The following is a 12,623-nucleotide window of genomic DNA, read 5'->3' on the forward strand; positions in this document are numbered from 1 at the left end:
GCGACGGGAGCCCGAATGACGTCCAGCCTTCTTCGCCGCAAGCCCTTGAAGCTGGAGCCCGGCGGGGAGCGACGGCTGGCCCGGACGCTGAGCTGGCCCCACCTCGTGGCGCTCGGCGTCGGCGCGATCGTCGGAACCGGCATCCTCACGCTGATCGGCGTCGGCGCGGCTAAGGCCGGGCCGGCGGTGATCCTGTCCTTCGCCGTCGCCGGAGCGATCTGTGCCTGCGCCGCACTGGCCTATGCCGAGATGGCGACAACGATTCCGGTCTCGGGCAGCGCCTATACCTACAGCTACGTCGTGCTCGGCGAGGTGCTGGCCTGGATCATCGGCTGGAGCCTGATCCTCGAATACTCCCTCGTGGTGAGCGCGGTCGCCGTCGGATGGTCCGGCTACGCGGCACCGCTCCTCGAGAGCTGGCTCGGTGTCCCGAAGGCCCTGATGCAGGGACCGGAGGCTGGCGGGATCGTCAATCTTCCGGCGGTCGGCATCATCGTCGTGGTCGCCGTGCTGCTCCTGCGCGGCATGCGGGAGAGCGCCACGGTCAACGCCGTCCTGGTTCTGGTGAAGATCGCCGCGCTCGTCGTCTTCGTCGCCTTCGCGCTGCCGGCCTTCGATGCCGCCCATCTCGAACCGTTCGACCCGTACGGCTTTCCCAAGAGCGTGGGCGCCGACGGGGTCGAGCGCGGCGTCATGGCCGCGGCGGCGATCATCTTCTTCGCCTTCTACGGCTTCGACGCCATCGCAACCGCCGCGGAGGAGACGCGCAATCCGGGGCGCGACCTGACAATCGGCATCGTCGGATCGATGGCGGCCTGCGTCCTGATCTACGTCGCGGTGGCGGTCGCCGCGGTGGGGGCCGTGTCCTACACCCGGTTCGCCGACAGCCCGGAGCCGCTGGCGCTGATCCTGCGCGAGCTCGGCCGGCCGCTCGTGGCGCAGTACCTCGCCGCCTCGGCGGTGATCGCGCTGCCGACCGTCATCCTCGCCTTCTTCTACGGGCAGAGCCGCATCTTCTTCACCATGGCCCGCGACGGGATGCTGCCGCAGAGCCTGGCGAAGCTGTCGTCCGCCGGTACGCCGGTGCGGATCACGCTCTTCACCGCGGCCGTGGTGACCGTGCTCGCCGGGCTGGTTCCTCTGGGAGAACTCGCGGCCCTTGCCAATGCCGGCACGCTCGCGGCCTTCGTCGCGGTCGCGGCCTGCATGCTGGTGATGCGCCTGCGCGCCCCCGATGCGCCGCGCACCTTCCGCGCCCCGGCCCCTTGGCTGATCGGGGCGATCACGATCCTGGGCTGCGGCTACCTGTTCCTTAGCCTGCCCGCGACGACCCAGCTCTGGTTCGTGGTCTGGAACCTGTTCGGGCTGGTGCTCTACGCCCTCTACGGGCGCAAGCACGCGGTGGTCGCGGCCGGGTAACCGGGGTGATCAGGCGCGACCGGCGAGGTCGCGCAGCACCGCCGGGATCAGCTCCGGAAGATCCTCCGAGATCAGCCCCGGCCCGAACCGCAGGCCCGCATCGCCGTGCAGCCAGACCGCGGCGCAGGCCGCCTCGAACGGCTCCATGCCCTGCGCCAGCAGCCCGGCGACGAGGCCCCCGAGCACGTCGCCGGAGCCGGCGGTGCCGAGATGCGGCGTGCCGTGATCGTTGATCGCGATGCGTCCGTCGGGGGCGGCGATCACCGTGTCGGCCCCCTTGAGCACCACCACCGCCCCGGCGATTTCCGCGGCGCGCGCCGTGCGTTCGGCCTTGCTCAGCCCCTCGGCCACGGCCTCCGTGCCGGAGAACAGCCGCGCGAACTCGCCCTCATGCGGCGTCAGCACCGCCCGCGCCTCGCCGTCCCGGATGTGGCGGGCCAGCGTGCGCACCTCGCTGCGGAAGCTCGTGAGCGCGTCGGCGTCGAGCACCAGGGCGCGGCCGGCCCCAGCCGCCACCGCCACGAGGTCGCAGGTCGCCGGGCTGGTGCCGAGGCCGGGGCCGAGCAGCAGCGCGTTCAGCCGCTCGTCGGCGAGCATGTCGTCGAGGTCGTCGGCGCTGTCGCAGGGTCGCAGCATGATCGCGGTGAGATGCGCGGCATTCTCCGCCAGCGCCGCGGCCGGCGAGGCCACGGTGACGAGGCCCGCCCCGATCCGCAGCGCCCCGCGCGCGGCGAGGCGGGCCGCGCCGGTGCGGTGGGCCGGGCCCGACAGCACGAGGGCATGGCCGCGAGTGTATTTGTGGCTCCCCGCGGTGAGTTGCGGCAGCGCCCAGAGCCAGGGCGCGTTGCGGACCATCGCGCGCGCCTCCCCGGCGATGCCAGCGGCGAAGGCGGCGGCGCCGGTGCCGATATCGGCGACGTGCAGCGCGCCGCAATGGGCCCGGCCGGGCTGGAGGAGGTGGCCGGGCTTGAGCGCGACGAAGGTCACCGTCTCGCTCGCCTCGACGGCGACCCCGCGCACCGCACCGCTATTCCCGTCGATCCCGCTCGGCACATCGACCGCGAGCACGGGGATGCCGGATCGGTTGACGGCTTCGACCAGGGCGCGGGCCGTTCCCTCCAGGTCACGGCAGAGGCCGGCACCGAATAGGGCGTCGATGACGAGGTCGGCCGCCGGCACCTCCGCCGTCGCGGCAACGACTGGGCCGGTCCAGGCTTCGGCGGCGAGCGCCGCATCGCCCTTGAGCGCGGCGCGCTCTCCGAGCAGGCGGAGTTCGACCCGGTAGCCGGCCTCGGCCAGCAGGCGGGCGGCGACGAAGCCGTCGCCGCCGTTATTGCCGGGCCCGCACAGGACGAGCACCCGTCCGCCCTCCGGCGTTAGGGTCCGGGCGCGACCGGCCACCGCGGCGCCCGCCGCCTGCATCAGCGTCAGGCCGGGCGTGCCGGCGGCGATGGCTGCCGCGTCGACCCGGCCCATCGCCTCAACGGTGAGCAGCCGATCCGCGATCTTCGGGGAATTCACCAACTCATGCATGCAAGTGGCTCACGGCCTGCCTGGAAATTCATCGATTTCTGCGGAATTGCCTACATATTCCGCTTTGTTTGCACATTGCGTGCGCATCTTCCCGGTCCTACCTTCCAAATGGCCGTGGCGATCGCGCGACAGCGATGGTACATAAATGGCTGATTGAAGGACCAGGCGGATCGGGCTTTTCCGGATGAAGAAGATCGAGGCGATCATCAAGCCGTTCAAGCTCGACGAGGTGAAGGAAGCCCTCCAGGAGGTCGGCCTTCAGGGCATCACCGTGATCGAGGCGAAGGGGTTTGGCCGTCAGAAGGGCCATACCGAACTCTACCGCGGCGCTGAGTACGTCGTCGACTTCCTGCCCAAGGTGAAACTGGAGATCGTGCTTTCGGACGCCCTCGTCGAGGGCGCCGTGGAGGCGATCCGCAAGTCGGCCCAGACCGGCCGTATCGGCGACGGCAAGATCTTCGTCTCGACGATCGAGGAAGCCATCCGCATCCGCACCGGCGAGACCGGCTCCGACGCGATCTGATTCCGGCCCTCGCCTCCGAGGACGTGCGGTCCTGGCCCGCTTCGTGAAGGGCTGGCCGCGTCCGCGCTTGCCGAAAAGAGCGCCGTAGCCGAGCGACGCCGTGCCCGATCTCGACTGTATCGTCAAAGACATCGCCGAGGAGATGCGGGCGCGGCCCGATCGCGGCACGGTCGCGAGCTACATCCCCGAACTGGCCGGCGTCGACCCACAGGCCTTCGGCCTCGTGGTGATCGACGGCGACGGTCGGGTCGCGGCCGGGGGCGATGCCGATATCCCGTTCTCGATCCAGAGCATTTCCAAGGTCTTCACCCTGACCCTGGCCCTCGGCATGGTCGGCGACCGGCTCTGGCGCCGGGTCGGCCGGGAGCCGTCGGGGAGCCCGTTCAACTCGATCGTGCAGTTGGAGCGGGAGAACGGCATCCCGCGCAATCCCTTCATCAATGCGGGTGCCATCGCGGTCACCGACCTGATCCTGTCGGGCCACCAGCCGCGTGAGGCCCTCGGCGAGATCCTGCGCTTCATGCAGTTCGTGGCGCAGGACAGCAGCATCGCGATCGACGAGCGCGTGGCGGCCTCCGAGAAGCGGACCGGCTTCCGCAACGCGGCGCTGGCCAACTACATGCGCTCCTTCGACGTGATCGAGAATCCGGTCGATTACACGCTCGGCGTCTACTTCCATCACTGCGCCATCGCGATGACCTGCCGGCAGCTCGCCACCGCCGGGCTGTTCCTGGCCTATTCCGGGCACCATCCGCTGGCCGGACACTCGGTGATCTCGGCCGAGCGGGCGCGGCGCATCAACGCCATCATGCTCACCTGCGGCCATTACGACGGCTCGGGCGACTTCGCCTACCGCGTCGGTCTGCCGGGCAAGAGCGGCGTCGGCGGCGGTATCTTGGCCGTCGCGCCGGGGCGTGCCTCGATCTGCGTCTGGTCGCCGGGGCTGGATGCGGCGGGCAATTCCCATCTCGGGCGTATCGCCCTGGAGATGCTGGTGAAACGCACCGGGTGGTCGATCTTCGGGGTTTGAGGCGCCGCTGTTTTCAGACAACTGCGCCCTAACGTGCACCCCCTCTCCCCGTGTGCGGGGAGAGGGGGCTCGCCCCGATGCATCTGCCAAACAAAAACCGCCCCCGCCTTGCGGCGGGAGCGGCCTGTCTCAAGCCTCAATAATCGGCCTCGAAAGTCTTACGCGACGGCCTTCTGAGCCGCTTCGGCCGGAAGCGGAACCTCGGAGATCGTCTTCAGAACCTGCGAGGCGATCTGGTAGGGGTCGCCCATGGAGTTCGGGCGGCGGTCCTCAAGGTAGCCCTTGTAGCCGTTGTTGACGAAGGAGTGCGGCACGCGCACCGAGGCGCCGCGGTCGGCCACGCCGTAGGAGAACTTGTTCCACGGCGCCGTCTCGTGCTTGCCGGTCAGGCGCATGTGGTTGTCGGGACCGTAGACGGCGATGTGGTCGTCGAGGTTCTTCTCGAACTGAGCCATCACGGCCTCGAAGTACTCCTTGCCGCCGGTCTCGCGCATGAACGTCGTCGAGAAGTTGCAGTGCATGCCCGAGCCGTTCCAGTCGGTGTCGCCGAGCGGCTTGCAGTGGTACTCGATGTCGATCTCGTAGGTCTCGCACAGGCGCTGGAGCAGGTAGCGGGCCATCCACATCTCGTCGGCGGCCCGCTTGGAGCCCTTGCCGAAGATCTGGAATTCCCACTGGCCCTTGGCCACCTCGGCGTTGATGCCCTCGTGGTTGATGCCGGCGGCGAGGCAGAGGTCGAGATGCTCCTCGACGATCTTGCGCGCCACGGGGCCGACATTCGAGGCGCCGACGCCGCAATAGTACGGGCCCTGCGGGGCGGGGTAGCCGGTCTCGGGGAAGCCGAGCGGGCGGCCGTTCTTGTAGAGGAAGTATTCCTGCTCGAAGCCGAACCACGCGCCGGCATCGTCGAGCACGGTCGCGCGCTTGTTCGACGGATGCGGGGTCTTGCCGTCCGGCATCATCACTTCGCACAGCACGAGCACGCCGTTGGTGCGGGCCGGGTCGGGGAAGTGGCGCACGGGCTTGAGCACGCAGTCGGACGAGGAGCCCTCGGCCTGCTGGGTGGAGCTGCCGTCGAAGCCCCAGAGCGGGAGCTGCTCGAAGGTCGGGAAGCTGTCGTACTCCTTGATCTGCGTCTTGCCGCGCAGGTTCGGAGTGGGCGTGTAGCCGTCGAGCCAGATGTACTCGAGCTTAAACTTGGTCATTCCGAGTCTCTCGTACCTTGAGGATCCGTGTCCTGACGAAACCTTTTGCGGAACCGGCGCCGTTGAGAGCCTGCCTCCCGGTTGGATCGCGTCCGGCGGGTGTTCTTCCCCGCCGCATCCGAGACGTCGATCCACGGAAAGAGCAAGGCGCCAGCCCGACCCCCAAGCGCCCGCGGACGCTCCGGGCTGCCCTAAGCACGTCGCATGCCAATCATCGCCGTATCGTCACACGGGATCCTGCGGCAAATATGACCGGCGCGGCGGCGCGATCGGAAACGAAACGTCTCGAACGTCCCGCGATCACGTGGATTTTTTGCCTTCCGACGGGTGGCAACCGCGAGGCGCGGACGATATCGTCCGCGCCGGCCGGCGAGACCGGCCGGGGGTGCGAGAGGGGGCCTGTGCCCGGATCAGGAACGAAGTCGCGGACGCCGCGCCTTCGAGATGTCCCGCTTTCCCGATCAGCCCCTCGCGCCGCAGGAACGGACCGGCTAGACCCGCGCCCGGACCCGGCGGGTGGCCCACCGCCCCGCTCTCAGACTTTGCCGAGGAGACGCACAGCATGACTACGGCCGCCGATGTGCTGAAGGCCATCAAGGACAACGACGTGAAGTACGTCGACTTCCGCTTCACCGACCCGCGCGGGAAGTGGCAGCACGTGACCTTCGACGTCTCCCTGGTCGATGACGAGATCTTCCAGGACGGCACGATGTTCGACGGCTCGTCGATCGCCGGCTGGAAGGCGATCAACGAATCCGACATGCTGCTGATGCCGGACCCGGCGACCGCCTGCATGGATCCGTTCTTCTCCGCCTCCACCATGTCGATCGTCTGCGACGTGCTGGAGCCGTCGACCGGCGAGCCCTATTCCCGCGATCCGCGCTCGACCGCAAAGCTCGCCGAGGCGTATCTGCGCTCGACCGGCATCGGCGACGACATCTTCGTCGGCCCCGAGGCCGAGTTCTTCGTGTTCGACGACGTGAAGTTCGGCGCCGACCCCTACCACACGGGTTTTCAGCTCGACTCCACTGAGCTGCCGACCAACGGCTTCACCGATTACGAGGGCGGCAACCTCGGCCACCGCGTCCAGACCAAGGGCGGCTACTTCCCCGTCCCGCCGCAGGACTCGGCCCAGGACATGCGCGGCGAGATGCTGGCCGCGATGCAGTCGATGGGCGTGAAGGTCGAGAAGCACCACCACGAGGTGGCGAGCGCCCAGCACGAGCTCGGCATGAAGTTCGACAAGCTCACCACGCTTGCCGACCACATGCAGATCTACAAGTACTGCATCCACAACGTCGCGCAGAGCTACGGCAAGTCCGCGACCTTCATGCCCAAGCCCGTCTACGGCGACAACGGCTCCGGCATGCACGTGCACCAGTCGATCTGGAAGGACGGCAAGCCGCTGTTTGCCGGCGACAAGTATGCCGACCTCAGCCAGGAATGCCTGTGGTACATCGGCGGCATCATCAAGCACGCCAAGGCGCTGAACGCCTTCACCAACCCGTCCACCAACTCCTACAAGCGTCTGGTGCCGGGCTACGAGGCGCCGGTGCTGCTGGCCTACTCGGCCCGCAACCGTTCGGCCTCCTGCCGGATTCCGTGGACGACGAACCCGAAGGCCAAGCGCGTCGAGGTCCGCTTCCCCGATCCGATGGCCAACCCCTACCTCGCCTTCTCGGCGCTGCTGATGGCCGGCCTCGACGGCATCATCAACAAGATCGATCCGGGCCCGGCGATGGACAAGGATCTCTACGACCTGCCCCCGCGCGAGCTGAAGAAGATCCCGACCGTCTGTGGCTCTCTGCGTGAGGCGCTGCAGAACCTCGACAAGGACCGCGCCTTCCTCAAGGCCGGCGGCGTGTTCTCGGACGACCAGATCGATTCGTTCATCGAGCTGAAGATGACCGAGGTGCTGCGCTACGAGATGACCCCGCACCCGATCGAGTTCGTGCAGTACTACTCGCTGTAAGAATTTCTTCGCGCAGCGTTTTGCCGCCGGCACCGGAGCCTTCGAGGCTCCGGTGCCTTTTTTGTTGGGGAATGCTTGACGCTGGCAGCCGAGACGGGACGAGGTGGCTCATCCGATCGGGAGCCCTGCCCATGACCCTTACCGTCCCCGTGATCCTCGGTTCCGTGCGCGCGGACCGCGCCGGCATCCGCGCCGCCCGCTTCCTCGCCGGGCAACTCGAAACCCGCGGCCACGCGGCGCCCTTGGTCGATCCGGCCGAGCTGAAGTTCCCGCTCCTCGACCGGATGTACAAGGAGTATCCCAAGGGCGAGGCGCCCGAGCCGCTGGAGCGACTGGCGACGCTGTTTCGCGGGGCGGACGCCTTCGTGATCGTCTCGGCCGAGTACAACCACTCGATCCCGCCCGCACTCTCCAACACCCTCGACCACTTCCTGGAGGAGTATTTCTGGCGGCCCTCCGCCATCTGCTGCTACTCGGCCGGGCAGTATGGCGGCGTTCGCGCGGCGATGCAGTTGCGGGCGATGCTGGCCGAACTCGGCACGCCGAGCATTCCCTCGCTCCTGCCGATTCCGCGCATCCAGAAGGCGCTGAGCGAGGCGGGCGAGCCCGCCGAGGACTGGCTCGGCCGGGCCGCAAAGAAGTTTCTCGACGAGCTGACGTGGTACGCCGAGGCGCTGAAGGCGAAGCGGGCGGGCGGCACGCCGTACTGAACCGCGCGCACGGCACTCCGTTTGCTCTCCTCGGAATGCACAACCTGAGGACGAAGAGCGCATGAACACGAGTGTGGACAGGGTCAGGGATGCATTGGCCGAGCTGATCAAGGCGGCGCTCGTCTCCGACGACGGCAGGAGCCTCGCCTTCCGGCAGGCGGCGGCGGAGAAGCTGGCGGGGCTCGCCGCCGATCCGCCGCCGGCCGATGCGGTGCGGATCGACGGCGCCTGGACCCTGGCGGTCCGCGCGGCGGAGGCGCCCGAGCTTCAGCCGGAGGAGGGGCAAGTGAACCTGACCTTGCCGCGGTCGGCGCCCTTCGCTCTCGAAGATCTGACGAGCCGAGGATTCGACGTGGACACGGCCGTCGAAACGATCCGGAAATCCGCCTCGACCGGCTGAGCAGGGGGCCGAAGCTGTTCACGGACGACGCCGAAACGTTGTCCTGGGCGCTGCGAGAGCCCATCTTCGTCGGACATCGGGACCCATCACGGTCTCTCCGATCATCGAATCTTCAGCGCGTCGAGCCCGTCCGGGCCGGCGCGGCGAGCCCGACTCCTTGGCCAGACGCATCAATCCGAAGGCGGGTGCCCCCGCTCTTCCCTCCCGCGAGCAGATCCTCGCCTTCATCACCGAGACGCCCGGAAAGGTCGGCAAGCGCGAGATCGCCAAAGCCTTCGGGATCTCGGGCGCCGACAAGATCGGTCTCAAGGCGATCCTGAAGGAGATCGAGGCCGACGGCGCGCTCGACCGCGACCGCGGCGGGTTCCGCAAGGGCGGCAGCCTGCCGCCCGTGGTTCTCGCCGACATCGTCTCGCGCGACCGCGATGGCGACCTGATCGCGCGCCCGGCGCAGTGGGAGGGCGGGGGCGAGGCGCCGAAAATCGCCGTCGAGGTGCCCCGCGCCGGCCGCAAGGGCAACCGCCCGGCGCCCGGCCTCGGCGACCGGGCGCTGATCCGCGTCGCACCCGATCCGGAGGCGCCGGGCCGCTATACCGGCCGGGTCATCAAGGTGATCGGCAAGAACCGTGCGGAAGTGATCGGCGTCTATCGCGCCGGGCGCGACGGCGGGCGCCTGCTCCCCGTCGAGAAGAAGTCTCAAGGGAAAGAGATCGCGATTCCCGCCGGCGAGGAGGGCGAGGCCAGGGACGGCGATCTCGTCAGCGTCGCGGTGGAGCGCGAGACCCGTTTCGGCCTGCCCCGCGGGCGGGTGACGGAGCGTCTCGGCACGCTCGGCTCCGAGAAGGCGGTGAGCCTGATCGCGCTGCACCTCCACAACATTCCTCACGTCTTCCCGGCGGCGGTGCTGGCCGAGGCCGACGCGGCCAAGCGCGCGACCAAGCGCGGCCGGGAGGATTGGCGCGATGCGCCGCTCGTCACCATCGACCCGCCCGACGCCAAGGACCACGACGACGCGGTGATGGCGGAAGCTGATCCCGATCCGGCCAATGCGGGCGGCTTCGTCGTCACCGTCGCGATCGCCGACGTGGCCGCCTATATCCGCCCGGATTCGGCCCTCGACCGCGAGGCGCTCCTGCGGGGCAACTCGGTCTACTTCCCCGACCGGGTGGTGCCGATGCTGCCCGAGCGGATCTCGAACGATCTCTGTTCGCTCCGCGAGGGCGAGGACCGCCCGGCGCTCGCCGTGCGGATGATCATCGGCGCCGACGGGGTGAAGCGGAGCCACAGCTTCCACCGCATCCTGATGCGCTCGCATGCCAAGCTCGCTTACGCCCAGGCGCAGGCCGCCATCGACGGCAGGCCGGACGAGAAGTCGGGGCCGGTCCTGGAGACGGCGCTTCGCCCGCTCTACGCCGCCTACGAGGCGATGAAGCGGGCCCGCGATGCCCGCGGACCGCTCGCCCTCGACCTGCCCGAGCGCAAGGTGCTCCTCAACGCGGAAGGCGGCGTCGATCGGGTGATCGTGCCGGAGCGGCTGGAGGCGCACCGGCTGATCGAGGAGTTCATGATCCAGGCCAACGTTGCCGCGGCCGAAACTCTGGAGAAGGCGGGCTCGCCGCTGATCTACCGCGTCCACGACGAGCCGGCCCTGGAGAAGATGCGCGCGCTGTCCGAAGTGCTCGCCTCGGTCGGCGTCAAGATGACCAAGGCCGGCGCCCTGCGGCCCGACCTGTTCAACCGCATCCTCGCCCAGGTGGCCGAGACCGAGCACGCCCCGTTCATCAACGAGGTGGTGCTGCGTTCGCAGGCACAGGCGATCTACGCTGCACAGAATTTGGGCCATTTCGGCCTGAACCTGCGTCGCTACGCCCACTTCACCTCGCCCATCCGCCGCTACGCAGATCTTATCGTCCACCGCGCCCTCGTGCGTGCCTGCGGATTGGGCAAGGACGGTCTGCCCGGCGACACAACACCGGGGATGCTCGATGCGGTGTCCGAGCAGATCTCCGCGGCCGAGCGCCGGGCAATGGCGGCGGAGCGCGAGACCATCGACCGGCTGATCGCCGGCTACCTCGCCGACCGGGTCGGCGCGACCTTCTCGGGGCGGATCTCCGGGGTGACGCGCTCCGGGCTGTTCGTGAAGCTCGACGAGACCGGTGCGGACGGCTTCGTGCCGGTCTCCACCATCGGCCACGAATATTACCGCCACGACGAGGCCCTGCACGCCCTCGTCGGCGACCGCAGCGGCGAGACCTACCGCCTCGGCGACACCGTCGAGGTCCGTCTCGTGGAAGCGGCGGCGGTGGCCGGGGCGCTGCGCTTCGAGATCCTCTCGGAAGGGCGCAGCCGCGCCGGAGCGAGGGGAGGCGGGATCAAGCGGAGTGGGTTCAAGGCAAAGCCCGGCAAGGCTGGCGCGAAGGCCAAAGGCAAAGCCGCCCCCGGCAAGCCGCGCCCGGGCAAGGAATCGGCGTCCGAGGGCGAGGCGGCGCGGCGCCACCGCGGCTCGCGCCGCTGAGCGGAAGCGGCTAGAGTCGGGCCATGGAAACCTATCTTTCCCCTCCGGCGCCGTCTCCCCAGGAGCGGACGCGGCTGGTCCCGGCCATGGCCCGCGGCTTCCTCAACCGCTGCCCGCATTGCGGACAGGGCCGTATGTTCGGGCGCTTCCTCAAGGTGCGGCCGGCCTGCGAGTCCTGCGGCCTGGAGATGGAAGGCCACCGGGCCGACGACCTGCCGCCCTATCTCGTCATCTTCCTCGTCGGCCACATCGTCGGCTACCTCGTGCTCGAGGTCGAGATGGGCTACGACGTGCCGCTCGGGATCTCGCTCACCGTCTGGCCGCTGCTGACCCTCGTCCTCGCGCTGGGGCTTCTTCAACCGGTCAAGGGCGCGGTGATCGGCCTGCAATACACGTTCGGCATGCACGGCTTCGGCAAGGCGCCGCCCGCGCGCGGCGGGACCGGCACGGGGGAGAGACGCGGCGGTGACGCAGGAAGCGACGCGGGAAGCACGGCAGGCGGCGCTCCTGAACTCGGATCGGCTTGACCCGGACGGGCGAGATCCATCCGCCTCTCCGCCCCGCCTGCGCCCGCGCGATGCCGCGACCCTGATCGTCCTCGACCGGTCGCGGAAGCGGCTGAAGGTGCTGATGGGCCGCCGCCATGCCGGCCTCGCCTTCATGGGCGGCAAGTTCGTATTCCCCGGTGGGCGGATCGAGACGTCCGATCGGCTGATGCCGGTGGCCGGCGCCCTGTCGCAGCGGGCCGACGACGCCCTGCGCGCCAAGCTGCCCCGCGCGCCCCATCATCTCGGCCGCTCGCTCGCCCTCGCCGCGATCCGCGAGACCTACGAGGAGACCGGCCTTCTCATCGGCACCCGCGATTACGGGCCGCCGGAGACGGCGCCGGAAGGCGCGTGGCGGGCGTTCCACGAGGAGGGGGTGATGCCCGACCTCGAAGCTCTGCATCTCGTGGCACGGGCGATCACGCCACCCAAGCGCGTGCGGCGCTTCGATACCCGCTTCTTCGCCGTCGACCGGAGGGCGGTGGCCGCCGAGCGGCCCGGCATCGTCGGGCCCGATGCCGAACTCACCGAGCTGGCCTGGGTCGATCTGGCCGCGGCGCGCAAGCTCGATCTGCCGCGCATCACCCGGGTGATCCTCGACGATCTGGAGGCGGCGGCGGAAGCCGGCTTTCCGCCCTACCGGCCGATTCCGTTCTACTTCGAGCGCCGCGGCAAGGGGCTGCGGGAGGAAATCTGAACCGGACGGGTCTCACGTCCTCCACGGTACGCGCCCCACCCGAAATGCACCATTTGATCGTGCGCAAAGCAAAA

Annotated in this window: 11 protein-coding genes; 9 read left to right on the forward strand and 2 right to left on the reverse strand. The window is 69.1% G+C overall.

Annotated elements, in window-relative coordinates; all coding sequences use genetic code 11:
- Window positions 1-15: 15 nt before the first annotated feature.
- A complete protein-coding gene (locus MPPM_RS12285) occupies window positions 16-1,419 on the forward strand; it encodes an amino acid permease (protein WP_096485311.1) in 1,404 nt (467 codons plus the stop codon).
- A 9-nt stretch (window positions 1,420-1,428) separates the two neighbouring features.
- Here the strand turns inward: MPPM_RS12285 and MPPM_RS12290 are convergent, their stop codons facing one another.
- Window positions 1,429-2,952, reverse strand: coding sequence for an NAD(P)H-hydrate dehydratase (locus MPPM_RS12290; protein ID WP_096485312.1), 1,524 nt, complete (start codon window positions 2,950-2,952; stop codon window positions 1,429-1,431).
- Between the two features lie 184 nt (window positions 2,953-3,136).
- Between MPPM_RS12290 and MPPM_RS12295 the strand changes: the two genes are divergently transcribed.
- Both MPPM_RS12295 and MPPM_RS12300 read left to right on the forward strand, forming a co-directional pair.
- Window positions 3,137-3,475 (forward strand): P-II family nitrogen regulator, encoded by a 339-nt coding sequence (locus MPPM_RS12295; RefSeq protein WP_009866062.1) that lies wholly within the window; start codon window positions 3,137-3,139, stop codon window positions 3,473-3,475.
- A 100-nt stretch (window positions 3,476-3,575) separates the two neighbouring features.
- Entirely contained in the window at window positions 3,576-4,505 is a 930-nt protein-coding gene (locus MPPM_RS12300) for a glutaminase (RefSeq protein ID WP_096485313.1), read from the forward strand.
- Between the two features lie 158 nt (window positions 4,506-4,663).
- Here the strand turns inward: MPPM_RS12300 and MPPM_RS12305 are convergent, their stop codons facing one another.
- Window positions 4,664-5,710 (reverse strand): glutamine synthetase beta-grasp domain-containing protein, encoded by a 1,047-nt coding sequence (locus MPPM_RS12305; protein ID WP_096485314.1) that lies wholly within the window; start codon window positions 5,708-5,710, stop codon window positions 4,664-4,666.
- 562 nt (window positions 5,711-6,272) lie between these two features.
- Between MPPM_RS12305 and glnA the strand changes: the two genes are divergently transcribed.
- The 6 genes from glnA (at window position 6,273) to MPPM_RS12335 (ending at window position 12,549) form a co-directional block, all read left to right on the forward strand.
- Entirely contained in the window at window positions 6,273-7,682 is a 1,410-nt protein-coding gene (gene glnA / locus MPPM_RS12310; RefSeq protein ID WP_017485704.1) for a type I glutamate--ammonia ligase, read from the forward strand.
- A gap of 131 nt (window positions 7,683-7,813) precedes the next feature.
- On the forward strand, window positions 7,814-8,392 hold the full coding sequence (locus tag MPPM_RS12315) for an NADPH-dependent FMN reductase (RefSeq protein WP_096485315.1): 579 nt from the start codon (window positions 7,814-7,816) through the stop codon (window positions 8,390-8,392).
- A 61-nt stretch (window positions 8,393-8,453) separates the two neighbouring features.
- On the forward strand, window positions 8,454-8,792 hold the full coding sequence (locus tag MPPM_RS12320) for a hypothetical protein (RefSeq protein WP_096485316.1): 339 nt from the start codon (window positions 8,454-8,456) through the stop codon (window positions 8,790-8,792).
- Window positions 8,793-8,949: 157 nt separating this feature from the next.
- On the forward strand, window positions 8,950-11,307 hold the full coding sequence (rnr, locus tag MPPM_RS12325) for a ribonuclease R (RefSeq protein ID WP_096485317.1): 2,358 nt from the start codon (window positions 8,950-8,952) through the stop codon (window positions 11,305-11,307).
- 23 nt (window positions 11,308-11,330) lie between these two features.
- Window positions 11,331-11,834 carry a DUF983 domain-containing protein gene (locus MPPM_RS12330; protein ID WP_096485318.1) on the forward strand — a complete coding sequence of 168 codons (504 nt, stop codon included), beginning with the start codon at window positions 11,331-11,333 and terminating at the stop codon, window positions 11,832-11,834.
- The gene (locus MPPM_RS12335) at window positions 11,815-12,549 is read left to right on the forward strand and encodes an NUDIX hydrolase (protein ID WP_096487828.1); all 735 of its coding nucleotides are present in this window, start codon (window positions 11,815-11,817) and stop codon (window positions 12,547-12,549) included. The genes MPPM_RS12330 and MPPM_RS12335 overlap by 20 nt, the downstream gene beginning before the upstream one ends.
- Window positions 12,550-12,623: the final 74 nt, after the last annotated feature.

The sequence above is a fragment of the Methylorubrum populi genome, assembly GCF_002355515.1.
GTDB classification, from domain to species: domain Bacteria; phylum Pseudomonadota; class Alphaproteobacteria; order Rhizobiales; family Beijerinckiaceae; genus Methylobacterium; species Methylobacterium populi_A.